Source organism: Actinoplanes sp. DH11 (assembly GCF_020873875.1).
In the GTDB taxonomy this organism is placed as follows: Bacteria; Actinomycetota; Actinomycetes; order Mycobacteriales; family Micromonosporaceae; genus Actinoplanes.
In genome coordinates this window covers 24975-42281 of the sequence record NZ_JAHWGU010000026.1, presented here as the reverse complement: position 1 = coordinate 42281, position 17307 = coordinate 24975, and the positions used below count along the sequence as shown (strand labels likewise).

The following is a 17307-nucleotide window of genomic DNA, read 5'->3' as shown; positions in this document are numbered from 1 at the left end:
CATCTATCGTGCCCTGCTGTCGGATGCAGTGGTCGGTAAAAAGGCCGTCCACAGAGGAGGTACCGTGCGCACACCATCCCGTGCGTCGGCGGCATCCACCACAGCGCTCGTCGCGGCTGTGCTGATTCTCGCTCCAGGGTCCGCCAGCAGCGCGGCGCCAGCCGGGCCAGCCCGGTCCGAGCAGGTCCACGATCATGACCATGAACAGACGAGGGACAACCGCCGCGGCCGGCTCGCGCCGACGGCGCAGCAGCGCCAGGGCGCGGCCGACGTGGACGCGCTGGCCCGCTGGAACTCGCTCGGCACCCCGGCCGCCCTGACCGCCACCGCGCAGCCGCTCGCGGCCGGGCTGCCGGCCGAGCCGGTCGCCGCCGCCCGGGCGTACGTGGCGGCGAACCTCGACGTCCTCGGCCTGACCGAGCGCGGCGCGGACGCGCTGGAGGTGCTCACCACGGCACCGCTCGGCGAGGGCGCCGTCGTGGTGCTCCGCCAGCGCTTCGGCGACCTGATCGCCGGCCGTGACGGCCTGCTCTCGGTCGGCCTGCGCGACGGCAAGGTGTGGCACGTCAGCTCCTCGCTGTCCCGCGACGCCGCCGCGCCCGCACCGGCCACGCTGACCAAGGCGGACGCCGAGCGGATCGCCGCGACCGACGCCGGCCTGGACAGCCCCACCGTGCTCGGCACCCAGCTGGTCGCGGTGCCCACGCCCGAGCAGGGCGCCCGGGCCGCCTACCAGGTCACTCTCGGTGAGAATCTGACCGGTGCCGAACCGGCCGCGTTCACCACCTGGGTGGACGCCCGCGACGGCGGGGTCCTGGTCAGCGAGAGCATCGTCGACGAGCACAGCGACGACAACCCGGAGTGGGACGTCTTCCCGAACTCGCCGCGCACCAACTACTCCTCGGCGGACACCCGCCGCACCTGGTGCCAGCAGCCCGCGCGCCGTTGCGACGAGGTCGTCGGCAACCCGGCGTCGCCGCTGGCCTGGGACGTCGACCCGGCCACCGACCTGCCCACGTTCACCACCCGCGGCAACAACGCGATCGCGGTGCAGAACTGGAACTCCAACGACGCGTTCTCGGTCGGCACCGAGACCGCCACCCCGCGGCCGAACCGCGACTACCGGTACCCCTGGACCAACCAGTGGTACGAGGAGCGGTGCGCGCCGACGGTCTTCGAGACGCCGGCCCGCAACGACATCGACGCGGCCCGGGCCAACCTGTTCGCCATGCACAACCGGATGCACGACTGGTCGTACCACCTCGGCTTCACCGAGGAGACCTGGAACATGCAGGCCGAGAACTTCACCGGCGCCGGGCTGGGCAACGACTACGAGCAGGGCAACGCGCAGGCCGGTGGGATCAGCGGCGGGCCGCCGGACTTCGCGGCGCGCAACAACGCCAACCAGATCACCCCGCCGGACGGCCAGGCGCCGATCACCAACATGTACCTGTGGCAGCCGATCGCCGGCACCTTCTACGGACCCTGCGTGGACGGCGACTACGACATGTCGGTGATCGCCCACGAGTACACGCACGCCATCACGAACCGCATGATCGCCGGTCCGAACGCCGGTCTCAGCTCGCCGCAGGGCATGAGTGAGAGCTGGTCCGACCTGCTCTCCATCGAGTACCTGTACGAGCACGGCTACATGCCGAAGGGCACCGGCGCCTACACCATCGGTGAGTACGTGACCGGGGACGACGGCGCGGGCATCCGTAACTTCAACATGAGCCGCAGCCCGCTCAACTACAGCCACGTCGACTACGACTTCGTCGGCCTGCAGGTGCACGCCTCCGGCGAGGTGTGGAGCGCGGCCAACTTCGACGTCCGGTCGGCCCTCATGAAGCGGTACGGCACCGGCAGCGCGGCCCTGCAGAAGGCCTGCGCCAACGGCAAGGTCGCGGTCACCAAGTGCCCCGGCAACCGCCGCTGGATCCAGTTGGTGTTCGACTCGTTCCTGCTGCTGGCGAACTCGGCCAACAGCCAGGTCGACGCCCGGGACGCGCTGATCGCCGCCGACCAGATCCGCTTCGGCGGGGCCAACCAGGACCTGATCTGGGGCGCGTTCGCCAAGCGTGGCCTCGGTGAGGCGGCGCTGAGCAACGGCGCCGGTGACGTCAACCCGCGGCCCGGCTTCACCTCGCCGTACGCCGGCGAAGCGACCGTCAAGTTCCGGCCGATCGACGAGAACGGCAAGGTCGTGGCCGGGGCGAAGCTGTTCGTCGGTGACTTCCAGGCCCGGGCGGTCCCGGTCGCCGACACCGACCCGGCGACGCCGCTGACCGACGAGGTAGACCTGGTCGGCGGGCGGTACACGTTCATCGCCCAGGCGCCCGGTCACGGCGAGGCCCGTGTCTCGGCGACCGACCTGCGGGCCGGGCGCGACCGGACGCTGTACGTCAAGATGCCGCGCAACCTGGCGTCCGGCACCAGCGGGGCCACGGCGACCGGTGACGGCGTCAACCTGACCGCGATCATCGACGACGACGAGTCGACGAACTGGGCGTCGCTGAACGCCCCGATCGCCGGCAAGGGCGTCACCGTCGACCTGGCCGGCGACCGGCAGCGCGTCAAGCGGGTGCAGGTCAGCGCGATGCTGCGTCCGGCGATCGAGGGCAACGCGGACGCCGGTGGCCAGAGCCGGTTCTCGGCGCTGAAGCAGTTCAAGGTCCTCGCCTGCACCGCGTCGGCCACCGCCGACTGTGCGGACGCGACGGACTTCCGGACCGTCTACGTCAGCAAGCGCGACGCGTTCCCGGCCGGCAACCCGCGGCCGCGGGGGCCCCAGTTGACCGTCCGGGAGTTCGACATCCCGGACACGACCGCGACCCACCTGCGGATCGAGGCCGTGACCAACCAGTGCACCGGCACCCCGGAGTACGCCGGCGAGCAGGACGCCGACCCGCGGGCCGCGACCGACTGCGCGACGGCCAGCCCGCAGGCGCTCAACGTGCGGATCGCCGAGTTCCAGGCGTACGCGCGGTAGTGATTTCCCCACCTGCCGGGGCGGACCACCCTTCCGCCCCGGCAGGATGGGCCCATGAGCACCGAACCCATCGCCGTGACCGGCGCGACCGGACAGCTCGGCGGGCGTGTGGCCCGCCGGTTGTCCGCGTCGGGCGTACCCCTGAGACTGCTCGTGCGCGACGTGTCGCGGGCGCCGCACCTGGCCGGTGCCACCGCGGTGGCCGCGCCCTTCGGTGACGGGCCCGCCGTGCGCGACGCCCTGGACGGCGTGCGGACCGTGCTGATGGTGTCGGCGTCGGAGACACCGGACCGGGTGGAGCAGCACCGCACGTTCGTCGACGCCGCGGCCGCCGCCGGTGTGGCGCACCTGGTCTACATCTCGTTCGCCGGTGCCGCGCCGGACGCCACGTTCACGCTGGCTCGCGACCACTGGGCCACCGAGCAGCACATCCTGGCGCGCGGCCTGGACGCCGTCTTCTTGCGGGACAACCTCTACGCCGACTTCCTGCCGCACCTCGCCGGGGCGGACGGGGTGATCCGCGGCCCGGCCGGCGACGGGCGGGTGGCCGCGGTCGCCCAGGACGACATCGCCGACGCCGCGGTGGCGGTGCTGCGCGACCCGGCGGCGCACGCGGGGCAGGCCTACGAGCTGACCGGGCCGGAGGCGCTCTGCTTCGCCGAGATCGCCGGCATCCTCGGGGTGCGCTACCACGACGAGACGATCGAGGAGGCGTACGCGTCCCGGGCGGTCTACGACGCGCCGCGCTGGCAGCTCGACGCGTGGGTCTCCACCTACCTGGCGATCGCGGCCGGTGAGATGTCCCGGGTGACCACGCACGTCGCCGAGCTGACCGGCCGTCCGGCGACGGGTGTCGCGCAGCTGCTGAAGAAGTAAATGCGGACTGACCAGCGGCGCCGCCGGCCTGTCGGCGACCGGGGGAGAGGTCCGCGCCGACGGTGAGGTGATCCTGCGGATGCCGGCCGGCGGCGAGACCCTGGTGCTGTCCGACGCGGACATCGTCGAGGTGGCCGTGGAGGGGGTCAGCGGCTTCGGCGCGGCCCGCCGCCCCGGTCCGGGCACCGCCGGCATCCGGGTCGCCCGGTTCGCCTGAGCTGTTACGTTGGGCCGCGTGAGTGATCTGGACCGGTTCGTGCGGGCACAGGACGGCGTCTACGAGCGGGCCCTCGCCGAGATCGTCGCGGGGGACAAGCAGAGCCACTGGATGTGGTTCGTCTTCCCGCAGATCGCCGGCCTCGGCTCCAGCCCCACCGCTGTGCGGTTCGCCGTGCGGGACCTCGCCGAGGCCCGTGCCTACCTGGCCCACCCGGTGCTGGGCCCGCGGCTGGTGGAGTGCTGCACCGCGCTGCTCGCCCACCGCGACCGCAGCGCCGGGCAGATCCTCGGGTACCCCGACGACCTGAAGTTACGGTCGTCGATGACGCTGTTCGCCCGCGCGGCCGACGACCCGGCCGTCTTCGATCGGGTGATCGAGCAGTTCTACGAGGGACCCGACGAGCGGACCCTTCACCTGCTTGACCGGCCCGGTTAGTCTCCGGTCATGTATCCGTCGCCGCACGTCCGGGTTTCGGACGCCGACCGTGAGGCCGTCGTGGCCCGGCTCAACCACGCCACCGCCGAGGGCCGTCTGACCATCGACGAGTTCGGGGAGCGCACGCGCGCGGCCTACGAGGCCCGCACCTGGGGCGAGCTGTCCCGGGTGGTGCACGACCTGCCGCGGGTCGCCGCACCGATGGTGATCCCGCGCCGGGAGGCGGCCGGCGGCCCGCTGCCGACCGTCTCCCTGATCCTCGGCATCACCTCGCTCGCCGCGTCGTTCTGCGTCCCACTCGGGGCGCCGGCCGCGATCGCGGCGATCGTGACCGGCATCCTCGGTCTGCGCGGTGCCGGCCGCGGCATGCCGGGCCGGACCATGGCCGTCACCGGCCTGGTCCTCGGCGTGCTCGGGCTGGTCGCGCAGGTGGCGTTCCTGCTGTTCGTCGCGGCCTCGGACAGTTACGCGGACTGAGCTCCCGGGCGTCCGCTCTCCACCGTGAACGCGGCGTGGGTGTATTGCGGTGCGTCCCGGCGCGACACGGTGGTGACCATCCGGGCCTCCATCCGCAGCGTGTCCCGGTCGATCCGGAACCGCTGGTGCCCCCGCCGGTCGCCGTCGAAGAACCGGATGTGCGGGTTGTACTTGATCATGGGGCCGTAGTAGGGGCCGTACGGTGTGCCGTCCCCGTTCGACGAGATCGAGGTGCCGACGAACTCGGTCGCCACCACCGGCGACCCCGGCCGGTCGAAGTCGGCGTGGATGTCGTTGACGAACGTGGAGTGCCAGTCGCCGGTCAGCACCACCGGGTTCGACACCCGGTTGCGGGTCCACGCCCGGGTCAGCCGGTTCCGGGCCGCCGGGTACCCGTCCCAGGCGTCGTGCCACAACCGCTCACCGGCGTCGCCGTCGTGGTCCAGGCGGGCCACCATCACGTTGCTGCCGAGCAGGTTCCAGCGGGCGTCCGACGCGGCCAGCCCCCGGTAGAGCCACTGTTCCTGGTCGGCACCGAGCATCGTCGCCTCCGGCGCGTACTGGCCGGCGCAGGCGTCGCCCTCACCCCACGAGCAGGCCGGGACCGTGCGGTACTGCCGGCCGTCCACGATGTCGAGCTGCACCAGGCGCCCCCAGTGCAGCCGGCGGTAGATCCGCGCGGCGCGGGCCGGCCGGCGGACCGGCTGGTGCTCGTACCAGGCCTGGTAGGCGGCGGCGCGCAGGGCCGCGATGTCACCCTCGTGGTACTGACTGGACGTGCCCGCGTAGTCGTTGACCACCTCGTGGTCGTCCCAGGTCACCGCGAACGGCACCCGGGCGTGCGCGGCCTGCAGGTCCGGGTCGGACTTGTAGAGCGCGTACCGGATCCGCCACTGGTCGAGGGTCTGCGGCGCCGGCCGGGCCGTCTCCGGCACCGCCACCTTGCGGTAGCCGCCGGTCGCCGAGATGCCGGTCTCGTAGACGTAGTCGCCCAGGTGCAGCACCAGGTCCACGTCGTCGCGGGCGATGTGCGCGTACGAGGGGTAGTAACCGTTGTCCCAGGCCTGGCAGGACACGACCGCGAGGTCGAGGGCGCCGCCGGCGGAGCGCCGGGCGGGCGCGGTCCGGGTGCGGCCGATCGGTGAGCGCTGATCACGGTACGCGAACCGGTAGAACCACTCGCCGTCCGGCGCGAGCCCCTCCACCTCGACGTGCACGCTGTGCCCCAGCTGCGGCAGCGCCCACGCCACACCCTCCCGGACCACCCGGGTGAACCGCTCGTCCCGGGCCACCTGCCAGCGCACCGGCAGGGCCGTCGCCGGCAGGCCGCCGTCCGGTTCGAACGGCTCCGGCGCCAGCCGTGTCCAGAGCACCACCCCGCTCGGTGTGGGGTCACCGGAGGCCACCCCGAGGGTGAACGGGTACTTGCGGCCGGGCAGCGCCGGTGCCGCCGCCACGGTGTCGGCCGGGACCTGGCCGAGCGCGGCCGCCCCGGCGACCATGCCCGCCCCGGCGAGCAACCGGCGGCGATCCAAGTTCATCTGCATGGGTGACGTTCTAGGGGACCGAGCTGACCGGCTCCCGACCTCCGCGTGACGAGGGGATGACGTACCGGACGCCGGTCAGCCGGTCAGCCGCTCCGGCAACTCATGGCCGTACCATCTGGCGCAGCGTCTCCTCGATGCCGGTGCCGCAGCTGTATGCCCGGTCGCCGCGCGGCAGCAGCAGGCCGTCCGCGTCCGCCTCGTGCAGCGCGACGAGCTCGGCCGCCAGCAGGGGCGGCAGGCCGGCGTCGGTGAACGCGGCGAGCCAGCCGGCGCGCGGCACCGTGACCACCCGCAGCGGCGTGCCGAGCAGCTCACCGAGGACCTCGGCGACCTGCCGCTCGGTGTACTCCGGGGCCTCCAGATGGATGATCTCGCTGGTGCCGGCGGGGCTGCTGAGTGCGTCCGCGACGGCGGCGCCGATGTCCCGGGTGGCGACCATCGGGATCGGCTCGTCGGCCGAGTCGGCGAAGACCGGGAAGACGCCGGCGCCGGTGGCCGCGTCCAGGACCGTCTCCACCTTCTCCTGGAAGTGCGGCGACCGGATCGCGGTCACCGCGGCGCCGGTCGCGCGCAGGCCGTTCTCCAAGTGGTGCAGCCAGCGGATCGGCCCGGTGCCGTCCGGCAGGTCGGCGCCGTAGGACGACAGCATCACGACATGCGGGACGCCGCTGTCCCGGACCGCTGCCGCGATCGAGTCGGCCAGTTCCCGGTGTGCGGCGTCGGTGAACGGCGGGACGGTCGGCAGCAGGACGAACGCGCCGTCGCAGCCGGCGAACGCCTTCGACAGGGCGGCGGTGTCGGTAAGGTCGGCGACGACGTCACCCTTCGCGGCGTCGCGGGCGACGGTACGGACGGGCCGGCCCGCCGCGCGCAGGGCACGGGCGGCAGCTCCGCCGACGTGGCCGGTGACTCCGGTGATCGCGTACATCTGGTGCCTCCTGGATTGATCCGCCCGGCTCTGGTGTCCGCCGGAAGTGGTGACTCCAGTGAAATGGCAACCGGTGAGACGATCCATGTTCGTACGCCTCGATCGCATGTCTGAGCGTCTACGCTGCCGGCATGGACCCGCTCGGAGACCTGCTGGACGGGGTGCGCGCGCGGACCGCCGCGTTCTGCCGGGCCGCGTTCGACCCGCCGTGGGCGCTGCGGATCTGCGACAAGGCCGCGATCGGCCTGGCCTCGCCGTCGCGCGGACACGCCTGGGTGGTGCCCGACGACGACGAACCCACCCTCGTCGGGACCGGTGACGTGGCGATCGTGCAGGGCCCCGAGCCGTACACCGTCGCCTCGGCGCCCGGCGTCCCGCCGACCGTCTTCGTTCATCCCGGGAACCGGTTGATCACGGCGGACGGCGTCGACATCACGGCCGAGACGCGGTTCGGGGCGAGCACCAGCGCCCTGGGCCTGGGCTCCGCCGGTATCCCGGCGCTGCGCGCCGGCGGCTCCACCGGGCCGGCTCCGCGCTTTACCGGCGCCGACGGTCCCACCGTGCTGGCGAGCGGCACCTACGACGTCTCGAGCTTCGTCAGCGGCCGGCTGCTGGCCACCCTGCCCACCGTCGTGCGGGTCTCCCACGAGCAGGTCCAGTCCCCGATCATGGATCTGCTGCACAGCGAGGTCGACCGGGACGCCCCCGGTCAGCAGGTGGTCCTCGACCGGCTGCTCGACCTCGCCCTGATCGCCACGCTGCGTGCCTGGTTCGCCCGGCCCGCCGCCGACCCGCCCGGCTGGTACCGCGCGCACGGCGACCCGCTCGTCGGTCCCGCCCTGCGGCTCATGCACGAGGATCCGGCACGGCAGTGGACGGTCGCCGGCCTGGCCGCCGCGACCGGTGCGTCCCGCGCCGCCTTCGCCCGGCGGTTCACCGAGCTCGTCGGGCAGCCCCCGATGACCTACCTGACCCACTGGCGCCTCGACCTGGCCGCCGAGGCCCTGCGCAACACCGAGGCGACCGTCGGGTCGATCGCGCGGCAGGTCGGTTATGCGAACGCGTTCGCGCTGACTGTCGCGTTCAAACGGGTCCGGGGTACGACGCCGCAGCTGTTCCGCGCCGCGTGACCGTCGGGGCCGGTCGGGGTGATCACTGGCTGGTCGATCCTCTGCTGGGTGGGGGCGGCAGGATCTGGCGCGGGCGGCCGGGCACGGTGGACCGGCGGCGCCACTCGCGGGGGTAACCGACCGACACCTCCTCGAACCGGACGCCGTCATACCAGGTGGTCCGGGGAATGTGGAGGTGGCCGTAGACGACCGCGGCGGCCTCGAACCGGACGTGCCAGTCGGCGGTCGCCTCGGTGCCGCACCACTGGGCGAACTCCGGGTAGCGCAGGACCCGGGTCGGTTCGCGGACCAACGGGAAGTGATTCACCAGCACGGTACGCCGCCCGGCACGTTCCGCCGCCAATCGCTGCTCGGTGTGCGCGACCCGGGCCCGGCACCAGGCGTCCCGGGTCGGATAGGGGTCCGGGTGCAGCAGCATCTCGTCCGTGCACACCACGCCCGTTTCGTACGCCCGGGCCAGGGCCTGCTCCCGGGTCCAGGTGCCGGGCGGCCGGAAGCTGTAGTCGTAGAGCACGTGCAGCGGCGCGACGAGCACCGGCTCGCCGTCCAGGTCCCACACCGGGTACGGGTCCTCGGGCGTCAGCACGCCGAGGCCCCGGCACAGCTCGACGAGGGCCTCGTACCGGGCCTGGCCGCGCAGCTGAACCGGATCCTCGCGCGGCGTCCAGAGTTCGTGGTTGCCCGGTGCCCAGATCACTCGGGCGAACCGGCCGGCCAGCAGGCGCAGCGCCCACTCGACGTCGGCGATCAGTTCGCCGACGTCGCCCGCGACGATCAGCCAGTCCGCCTCCCGTTCCGGGCGCAGCCGCTCGACGATGTCGCGGTTCTCCTGATAGATGACGTGCAGGTCGCTTATCGCGACCAGGCGGCCGGCCGCCTGCCGAGCGGTCACCTTGGCCGTCCGGCGAATGTGGGTGCGGCGGTGTTCATAGTGCGCACTGTAGACATCGGCGGGCCCGTCAGGCCGCTCGGTAGGGGAGGGATACGGGTACCCGGGGGAGCGCCCGCCCGGGCAGGATTCGCCTCGCGGGCGACGCCGAGGAGAACCACCTGTGCTCAACGAGATCCTGCCGCCGCTGGTGTGCGCGGCCGAGACCACTGCCGATCTGCTTGACGTGTCGCTGTACCCCGAGGAGGAGGCGGCCGTCGCACGTGCGGTACCGAAGCGGCGGCGTGAGTTCATCACGGTGCGGGCGTGTGCCCGTACCGCCCTGGCCGGGTTGGGGTGTGGTCCTTCGCCACTGATTCCTGGTGAGCGCGGTGCGCCGGGCTGGCCGTCCGGTGTGGTCGGCAGCATGACCCACTGTGACGGGTACCGAGCCGCCGCGGTGGCGATGGCCGAGCACATGGTCACGGTCGGCATCGACGCTGAGGAGCACGCCCCCCTGCCGGACGGGATCCTGGCGGCAGTGTCGTCGCCGCGGGAACGGGCCCACCTGGCGGTGCTCGCCGCCCGGTCGCCGCGGGTGCACTGGGATCGGCTGCTGTTCAGCGCCAAGGAGTCGGTCTACAAGGCGTGGTTCCCGCTGACCCGGCGATTCCTCGAGTTCGAGGAGGCCGAGGTCGAGTTCGCGGCGGATGGCACGTTCGGCGCACGTCTGCTGGTGCCCTGTCCGGTGGTGGCCGGCGCGCGACTGCGGGGCTTCACCGGGCGGTGGCTGACCCGGGACGGGATCGCGCTCACCGCGATCGCGGTGCCGCGCTGACGCGGGTTTAGGGGTGGCTACGCTGGGGCGGGGTGTGACACGCTCCCTGGGATCGCTGACGGTTTCTGTGGTTGGGGTGGTTGTGGTGGAAAAAGGTACGATCGTGCGGTTCGACGACGTCCGGGGTTACGGGTTCATCGCTCCGCTGCGTGGAGGTGACGACGTCTTCGTGCACGCGAACGACTTCGGTGACCAGCGGCATCTGATCACCACCGGGATGAAGGTGAGCTACGAGGTCGTGCAGTCCGACCGGGGGCTCAAGGTGGCGAGCGTGCAGCTGGAGTCGTCGCCGGTGCCGGAGAACGGGGTGCCACGTTCCGTGCCGGTCCGCTCCGAGTCCGGGGCGGACGACGACGGTGAGTGCGATGTCCTGGCGGCCGGCCAGTTCGAGGCCGCGGTCACCGAGGTGCTGCTGGGCAGCGTGCCGACGATGACCGGGGCACAGATCCTCGAAGCCCGGCGGGCGCTCGTGGCGATGGCTCGTAGGCACGGCTGGGTCGAGGACTGACCGGGCGCCACGAGGGCGTCACCTACAGCCGAAGGATGTGCAGGACGAGTAGCCCGGCGGCCATGGCGCCGACCATGATCGCCGGGCTCATCTCCTGGGTGGTCTGCTTCCCGCGGGCCTGGAACACGACGGCGCCGGCCATCATCAGGAGCAGCCCGGCCGCGGCGGCGAGACCCAGCGGCGCCCAGAACAGGCCGATCAGGACGCCGGCCGCGCCGGCCAGGTCCAGCCCGCCGATGATCCGGTACGACCGGGCCGAGAATCCGAGCCGGCCGCCCTCCTTGAGTTGCCGCTCGTTCCCGGTGATCTTAGCGATGCCTACCGCGGCGAAGACGAGGGCGAGCAGGACGGACAGCACGACGATGGCGATGAACATGCGAGTCCCTACTTCGGGGTTCGGGTGGTCGGCTTACTTCCAGCGGAAGGTGCGTGCGGCGACGGTCGCGAAGACGACGGTGTACGCGACCATGACGGCGAGCTGGATCCACGGTGTAGGGCGGTCGTACCAGGCTGCGGTCAGGACCTGTGAGGTGGCCCCGAGCGGGGTGAACGCGGAGATGTTGCGGAAGAGTTCGGGCATCAGGGGTCCGGGGGTCCACACCCCGGCGGTGAACATCGAGCCGATCAACAGCAGCGTGCCCAGTCCGTTGGCGGTCTGGGCGGAGCGGGCCCGCGCCGCGACGACCGCGCCGAGGCTGAGCAGGGTGGCGGCGCCGAGCACGAAGACGAGAGCGACCAGGCCGAGGTTGCGGGGCACTGAGGCGTCGAGCGCGACGATCGCAGTGGTGACGGCGACGGCAGCGCCGGCGGTCAGGGTGGCGGCGCTGATGGCCAGCTGCGCCAGCAGGATCCGGTGGGCGCCGACGGGGGTGGCTCCGAGACGGCGCAGCACGCCGTTCTCGCGGTAGCCGCCGATCGCGGAGGGGAAGTTGGTCAGACTGACCGTGGCCATCGCGACCGTCAGGGCGATCGGGATGAAGAGGTCGATGACCCGCAGCCCGGCGAACTCCGGGCCGCCGCCCTCGACCGGCGCGTCGGTGCCGGGGATGACGAAGCCCTGGAGTAGGAGCAGCACGGTCGGGAACAGCAACGCCATGAAGACGTTCGTGGGGTTGCGGGTGAAGAGGGTGGCCTCGGTGCGGGTCAGTGTGGCGAGGGCAGTCATGCCGGCTGTTCCTTTCCGCTGCCGCGGTGAATGTCCAGGGCGTGCAGGTAGGCGTCCTCAAGGGTGACTCCGCCGGCTGCCCTGATGAGGGCGTCGGGCGTGGTGGTGATCGCGGTGCGGCCGTGATCGATCACCGAGATCCGGTCGCAGAGCCGATGCGCCTCGTCGAGGAAGTGGGTGACGAGCACGATCGTCACGCCGGAGTCGCGGATCTCGCGGATCAGGCCCCAGGTGTCGCGGCGGCCTTCCGGGTCGAGGCCGGTGGTGAGCTCGTCCAGCACCGCAATGCGGGGATTGCCGATCAGAGCCAGGGCGATGGACAGACGCTGCTTCTGGCCGCCGGACAGCTTGCCGAACGGCTTGCGCCGCTGGTCGGTCAGACCCACCGCGTCGATCAGCTCGTTGATGTCGCGCGGAGCGGGATACAGCGCGGCGAACATGGTCACCGCTTCCTGTACCCGGAGCGTCGGTGGCAGCGCCGACGTCTGCAACTGGTAACCGATCAGCTCGTAGAGATGGCGGCCGTACTCGCGGGGGTCGCGGCCCATGATGCGGATCTGGCCGGAATCAGGCGGCTCACACCCGGTGATGCACTCGACGGTGGTCGACTTCCCGGCGCCGTTGGGCCCCAGGATCCCGAAGATCTCGCCCTCGTCGACGGTGAAGGTCACGTCGGCCACGGCGACGGTCGAGCCGTACGTCTTGCGCAAGTTGCTCACTTCAATGATCGACACTCTGTCACCCCCAGGTTGACAACTGGATGTGGTTACCGTGACAGGTGGGTGATGTCGTTGTCAACCCGGGGGCGACGACGTTACGGAGCCGCGCCGACGGCGTCGCGATGGGCCAGCACGAGGTCGGCGGCGGCAGCCACGCCGCCGGCCGTGCGCATCCGGCAGCCCCAGTGCGCGGCCCGGTCCCGGAACGACGGTTCGGAGAGGAGCCGGTGCAATTTAGACACGCATTCGTCGATGTCCAGTGGATCCCGGGGTTCGAGGCTCAGGCCCGCGCCACTGTCCACCAGCCGGGCCGCGCCGTCGTGGCAGTCCAGCCAGAACGGCATCGCCAGCTGGGGCTTGTCGTAGTACAGGCCCTCGTGGATGGCATTGGCGGCGCCGTGGTTGAAGAAGACGCGGACGTGCGGGTGGGCGAGTACGTGGTGCTGAGACGGTAGCCAGTCCTCGACCCGCAGGTTGGCGGGCTGTTCGCCGATGGGCCAATCGCCGAACCCGGGAAGCTTGCACAGAACGTGGTGGCGTGGCCCGAGTCGCGTGGCCACCTCGACGAGGGCCTCGGCCTGCTTCCGGGACGGCCGCATGATCGTGCCGAACCCGATGTAGACGACCGACTCGCGGCTGTCCAGCCAGTCGCTGAGCTCGGTGCCCTGGCCCGTGACGCCGTGCCGGGGCACCACCGACCCGAGCATGTGCAGATTCTCCGGAGCCTGCGGGAACGGGTATTCGAAGCCGAAGACGGTATACGCGAAGAGGGCCCTGGCGGCCCGGGCGTACTGCGACGGCTGGCCGAACGCGTTCGGCACGCCGGCGGCCCGTCGTGCGGCAGCCACGAGCATGCCGCGCCGGATCCGATCCGGCTCGGTGAACGCCTGCCGCAGGGCGAGCTTGAATCGTTCGTTCTCGGCACGTTGTGCGGGGGTCATCCGCAGCGGCAGGCCGGACATCGGCGCCGGGTAGTCGGCGGGCAGCAGGTCCTGCAGGAAGCCGCTCGGTGGCACGCTGATGCTGATGATGAACGGCACCCCGCGTACGGTCAGCGCGTCGATGCCCCAGGTGGCAAGGGAATCCACGACGGCGAGGACCGGCGCCGTGCGATCGATCGCGTCCAGGCACCGGCGGTACATGTCCATCACGGTGTCGGCGTCGTTGAGGCGGTCGACGAAGGCGGCGACGTTCGCCGCCGCCGAGCCGGACGTCATGGTCCGCATCGTCGCCTCGTCCCAGTCCTCCGGGGCCGGGGTGGCCGCGCCGGAACCCATCGACACGAACCCGACGTTCGGGATGGTCGCCACATCGGCGCGGCGTTCGTCGTGCGTGACGAAGCTCAGTCCGCATACCCCGCGGTCGCTTAGTTCGCTGGCGAGGGTCCGCAGGGGATTGAACGGACCCTTGCTCTTGGCGCAGACGAAAAGGACGGTTCCTGCGCTCTTGCCGCTGTTGTCCATACCCCATGCTGTTCGGCGGGTGAGCCCCGCTGCAACACCAGCGCGACCGGATAGGGGTTACCACCACGCCGGGGGTCCGCACCGCACACCTCGGAAGACCTGGACTTCGCCTCGGTCCTGCCCGTCGGAAGCAGGCTAGGGGCGGCACCCCCTGGCCGGGCGGGTTTAGGGGATGGCTCGCCTGCCGGCCGCCGTTAGCGTCGAGATCTACATCGGCTGGAGGCGTCATGACGACAGGCGAGACCGATCGCTGGGTCCGCAGGTTCCATCCCGCGCCGGACGGCGCGGTCCAACTGGTCTGCCTGCCGCACGCGGGCGGCTCGGCCAGCTTCTACTTCCCGGTCTCGGCGGCGCTGTCCCCGGCGATCGAGGTGCTGGCGGTGCAGTACCCGGCCCGGCAGGATCGCCGGCACGAACCGAGCATCGACGACATGGACGAGTACGCCGAGCGGGTGTACGCGGCGCTCGCACCCGCCCTCGGTGGCCAGATCGCGTTCTTCGGGCACAGCATGGGCGCGGTGCTGGCCTTCGAGGTGGCCCGACGTCTGGAACACGACGGCAAGGTGGCCAGGGCGCTGTTCCTCTCCGGTCGGCGTGGACCCGGTACGCACCGCGACGAGCGGGTGCACGAGCAGGGTGACGACGGGATCTTGGCCGAGTTGCGCAAGATGAGCGGCACCGACGCGCGGGTCTTCGGCGACGAGGAACTCGTTCGGATGATCATGCCGGCGATGCGGGCCGACTACCGTGCCGTCGAGCGGTACCGGTGCGAGCCGGACGCCACGGTGAGCTCCCCGCTGGTCGTGCTGACCGGCGACGACGATCCGAAGACCAGCGTCGACGAGGCACGAGCCTGGCAGCGAAACACCACCGGCTCCTTCGAGCTGCTGACCTTCCCGGGCGGGCACTTCTATCTCACCCGGCACGTCCCGGCCGTCCTGCAAGTGATCAAGGAGACGCTGCGGCCGGTGCCGGCGTCGTCCTGACCGCGCCGTGGCCGGCTCACCGGCGGGGCGGGCTCTCGCCGGCCTGGTTCATCGCCGGCCTGGTTCATCGACAATCGTTCAGGAGACGACATGGCCCGTATCTCGATCATCGGTGCGAACGGCTCGATTGGCCGCGTCATCACCGACGAGGCGCTCGCCCGGGGCCATCAGGTCACCGCGGTCGTGCGGGACACCGCGAAGCTGGGCCGGACGCATGACGACCTGCGGGTCGAGACCGGGGACGTGCTGGATCCCGCGGACGTCGCGCGCGTCGCCGAGCACCGTGACGTCGTAGTCAGCGCGGTCGGCGGTGGCGACGGCGCCGGGCACGTCCGGTTGATCGAGCCGGCGCTGCGCTCGCTGGTGACCGCCCTTCGCGGCCTCGGCGGTGCCGCGCCCCGGCTGATCGCGGTGGGCGGCGCCGGCAGCCTGGAGGTCATGCCGGGCATGAGGCTGTGGGACATGCCGGGTCTGCCGCCCGAGGCGTTGACCGTTATGCACGCGCACGGCGTCGGCCTGGATTACTTGCGGACCGTCAGCGACGTGCGGTGGACCTCCCTGAGCCCGGCTGCGATGATCGATCCCGGTGTCCGGACCGGTCGGTACCGCACCGGCGGCGACCGGCTGGTCAGTGACGCCACCCGGCAGAGCCGGATCAGCACGGAGGACTACGCCGTGGCCCTGATCGACGAGATCGAGACCCCGCGACACATCGGACGGCGCTTCACCGTCGCCTATTGAGCCGTGTCCAGTCGCTGTCGCGAAGATCGGCTGGACACGGCCGCTAGACCGTCGAGCGGGCCAGCAGCACCGCGCCGTGCAGAGATGCCAGCGCGCCGTACGCTGACGGCCGTACTTCCGGTGGCTGGTGCCCGGCCCGGGCCAGCGCCGCGGTCCGTCCGGCGACCTCCTCGCAGAAGCCGGGCAGGCCGGCGGCGAAACCGCCGCCTATCACGGCCAGGGGCGGGCCGAGCAGCTCTCCCACGCCGACCACTGCCGCGGCCAGTGCCGCGCAGGAGTCGGCCACCGCTTCGCGCGCCCATGCCGCACCGCAGAGCCATCCGTCGCGCAGCTCGGCGAAACCGACCGGCCTGCCGCGCAGCGCGGCCGCGTTGCGCAGCGTCGCCGGTCCCGAGGCGATGGCCTGCAGACAGCCCGCGCGCCCGCAGTCGCAGCGTGGCCCTGAGCGGTCGACGACGAGGTGCCCGAGTTCGCAGGAGCCGCGCACGGGCAACGACCGCCCGGCGTGCACGACACCGCCCCCGATCCCGGTGCCGACGCCGACGTAGAGCAGGTCCGCGCCGTGCGCCCGGGACTCGGCCAGGGCGGCGAGGCCGCCGTCGTCGGCCCAGCGGACCGGGATGCCGGGCAGCAGACCGCCGAAGGCGGCGGCCAGGTCCACCCCGATCCAGCCGGGCCGGGTCGGCCACGCGGTGACAGCGCCGTCGTCGTCCACGGTGGCGGGCATGGCGACACCCGCCGAACACACCCCCGGTGGCAGGTCGCGCAGGTGTGCGGCCAGGTCGGCGAGATCGTCCGCGACGCTGACCCCGGGCCGCCACCGCAGGCTGCTGGTGCGCGGTGGGGCGGCACCGGATTCGGTACGGACAGCGACCTTCGTCCCGCCGACGTCGATGCCCAGATAGCTCGCCGTCACACCCGCTCCAGCAGCGCCCGCGCGGCGAGCCGGTAACCGATCGGCCCGAGACCCGCGATCATCCCGAGAGCCAGTGGCGCCAGCACCGACTCGTGCCGGAACTGCTCCCGGGCCCACAGGTTGGACAGGTGCACCTCGACCCAGGGCCGGGGATAGTCGGCCAGCGCGTCACGCAGCGACCAACCGGCCATCATCAGCGCTCCCGGATTGACGATCGCCCCGACCGAGTCGTAGTTGTCCTGCACGGCACGGACCAGCGCGCCCTCGCAGTCGTGCTGAATCGCGGTCACGGTCCACCCCCGCGGCTCGACCTCCCGGGCAACCGCCGCCTCGATGTCGGCGAGTGTGTCGGTTCCATAGATTTCCGGCTGTCGGCGGCCGAGTATGCCCAGGTTGGGGCCGTTCAGAAGAAGAAGATGCACGGATCGGACGCTAGCGCGCCGGCCGGTTCCTCGACGCCGGCCGCCGCGCGGTTGAGGGGGACCTAGGGGGTCCGTAAGG

The 17307-nt window shown here is 71.9% G+C and carries 19 protein-coding genes; 10 read left to right on the top strand and 9 right to left on the bottom strand.

Going from position 1 to position 17307, the window contains the following annotated elements:
• The first annotated feature begins 64 nt into the window (after nucleotides 1-64).
• The 5 genes from LPA41_RS30740 (at nucleotide 65) to LPA41_RS30720 (ending at nucleotide 4997) form a co-directional block, all read left to right on the top strand.
• Complete coding sequence (locus LPA41_RS30740; protein WP_229074531.1) at nucleotides 65-2989, top strand: M36 family metallopeptidase; 2925 nt, start codon at nucleotides 65-67, stop codon at nucleotides 2987-2989.
• 54 nt (nucleotides 2990-3043) lie between these two features.
• Complete coding sequence (locus LPA41_RS30735) at nucleotides 3044-3865, top strand: SDR family oxidoreductase (RefSeq protein ID WP_229074530.1); 822 nt, start codon at nucleotides 3044-3046, stop codon at nucleotides 3863-3865.
• A gap of 67 nt (nucleotides 3866-3932) precedes the next feature.
• The gene (locus tag LPA41_RS30730; RefSeq protein WP_229074529.1) at nucleotides 3933-4082 is read left to right on the top strand and encodes a hypothetical protein; all 150 of its coding nucleotides are present in this window, start codon (nucleotides 3933-3935) and stop codon (nucleotides 4080-4082) included.
• An 18-nt stretch (nucleotides 4083-4100) separates the two neighbouring features.
• Entirely contained in the window at nucleotides 4101-4520 is a 420-nt protein-coding gene (locus tag LPA41_RS30725; RefSeq protein WP_229074528.1) for a DUF1810 domain-containing protein, read from the top strand.
• A gap of 9 nt (nucleotides 4521-4529) precedes the next feature.
• The gene (locus LPA41_RS30720) at nucleotides 4530-4997 is read left to right on the top strand and encodes a DUF1707 domain-containing protein (RefSeq protein ID WP_229074527.1); all 468 of its coding nucleotides are present in this window, start codon (nucleotides 4530-4532) and stop codon (nucleotides 4995-4997) included.
• Here LPA41_RS30720 and LPA41_RS30715 read toward each other — a convergent pair.
• Both LPA41_RS30715 and LPA41_RS30710 read right to left on the bottom strand, forming a co-directional pair.
• Complete coding sequence (locus LPA41_RS30715; protein ID WP_229074526.1) at nucleotides 4985-6544, bottom strand: alkaline phosphatase; 1560 nt, start codon at nucleotides 6542-6544, stop codon at nucleotides 4985-4987. The genes LPA41_RS30720 and LPA41_RS30715 overlap by 13 nt on opposite strands.
• 100 nt (nucleotides 6545-6644) lie before the next feature.
• Nucleotides 6645-7472: an NAD(P)H-binding protein gene (locus LPA41_RS30710; RefSeq protein WP_229074525.1), complete on the bottom strand. Its 828-nt coding sequence runs from the start codon at nucleotides 7470-7472 to the stop codon at nucleotides 6645-6647.
• 131 nt (nucleotides 7473-7603) lie between these two features.
• On the opposite strand from LPA41_RS30710, the gene LPA41_RS30705 reads away from it, so the two are divergent.
• Nucleotides 7604-8602, top strand: a complete 999-nt coding sequence (locus LPA41_RS30705; protein ID WP_229074524.1) for an AraC family transcriptional regulator — start codon at nucleotides 7604-7606, stop codon at nucleotides 8600-8602.
• 22 nt (nucleotides 8603-8624) lie between these two features.
• Here LPA41_RS30705 and LPA41_RS30700 read toward each other — a convergent pair whose 3' ends face one another.
• A complete protein-coding gene (locus LPA41_RS30700) occupies nucleotides 8625-9494 on the bottom strand; it encodes a metallophosphoesterase (protein ID WP_229074523.1) in 870 nt (289 codons plus the stop codon).
• A gap of 160 nt (nucleotides 9495-9654) precedes the next feature.
• Between LPA41_RS30700 and LPA41_RS30695 the strand changes: the two genes are divergently transcribed.
• Nucleotides 9655-10308 (top strand): 4'-phosphopantetheinyl transferase superfamily protein, encoded by a 654-nt coding sequence (locus tag LPA41_RS30695; RefSeq protein ID WP_229074522.1) that lies wholly within the window; start codon nucleotides 9655-9657, stop codon nucleotides 10306-10308.
• Between the two features lie 85 nt (nucleotides 10309-10393).
• Complete coding sequence (locus tag LPA41_RS30690) at nucleotides 10394-10816, top strand: cold-shock protein (RefSeq protein WP_229074521.1); 423 nt, start codon at nucleotides 10394-10396, stop codon at nucleotides 10814-10816.
• Nucleotides 10817-10838: 22 nt separating this feature from the next.
• Here LPA41_RS30690 and LPA41_RS30685 read toward each other — a convergent pair whose 3' ends face one another.
• The 4 genes from LPA41_RS30685 to LPA41_RS30670 form a co-directional block, all read right to left on the bottom strand.
• Complete coding sequence (locus LPA41_RS30685) at nucleotides 10839-11192, bottom strand: DoxX family protein (protein ID WP_229074520.1); 354 nt, start codon at nucleotides 11190-11192, stop codon at nucleotides 10839-10841.
• 33 nt (nucleotides 11193-11225) lie between these two features.
• Entirely contained in the window at nucleotides 11226-11981 is a 756-nt protein-coding gene (locus LPA41_RS30680; protein WP_229074519.1) for an ABC transporter permease, read from the bottom strand.
• Nucleotides 11978-12715 (bottom strand): ABC transporter ATP-binding protein, encoded by a 738-nt coding sequence (locus LPA41_RS30675; protein ID WP_229074518.1) that lies wholly within the window; start codon nucleotides 12713-12715, stop codon nucleotides 11978-11980. Before LPA41_RS30675 ends, LPA41_RS30680 begins: the two co-directional genes overlap by 4 nt.
• Before the next feature lie 80 nt (nucleotides 12716-12795).
• Entirely contained in the window at nucleotides 12796-14163 is a 1368-nt protein-coding gene (locus LPA41_RS30670) for a glycosyltransferase (protein WP_229074517.1), read from the bottom strand.
• Between the two features lie 227 nt (nucleotides 14164-14390).
• Between LPA41_RS30670 and LPA41_RS30665 the strand changes: the two genes are divergently transcribed.
• Together LPA41_RS30665 and LPA41_RS30660 are read left to right on the top strand one after the other, a co-directional pair.
• Nucleotides 14391-15149: a thioesterase II family protein gene (locus tag LPA41_RS30665; RefSeq protein ID WP_229074516.1), complete on the top strand. Its 759-nt coding sequence runs from the start codon at nucleotides 14391-14393 to the stop codon at nucleotides 15147-15149.
• A 90-nt stretch (nucleotides 15150-15239) separates the two neighbouring features.
• Complete coding sequence (locus LPA41_RS30660) at nucleotides 15240-15890, top strand: NAD(P)-dependent oxidoreductase (protein WP_229074515.1); 651 nt, start codon at nucleotides 15240-15242, stop codon at nucleotides 15888-15890.
• 43 nt (nucleotides 15891-15933) lie between these two features.
• Here the strand turns inward: LPA41_RS30660 and LPA41_RS30655 are convergent, their stop codons facing one another.
• Nucleotides 15934-16806: an ROK family protein gene (locus LPA41_RS30655; protein ID WP_229074514.1), complete on the bottom strand. Its 873-nt coding sequence runs from the start codon at nucleotides 16804-16806 to the stop codon at nucleotides 15934-15936.
• A complete protein-coding gene (locus LPA41_RS30650; protein WP_229074513.1) occupies nucleotides 16803-17228 on the bottom strand; it encodes a type II 3-dehydroquinate dehydratase in 426 nt (141 codons plus the stop codon). Before LPA41_RS30650 ends, LPA41_RS30655 begins: the two co-directional genes overlap by 4 nt.
• Between the last annotated feature and the right edge of the window lie 79 nt (nucleotides 17229-17307).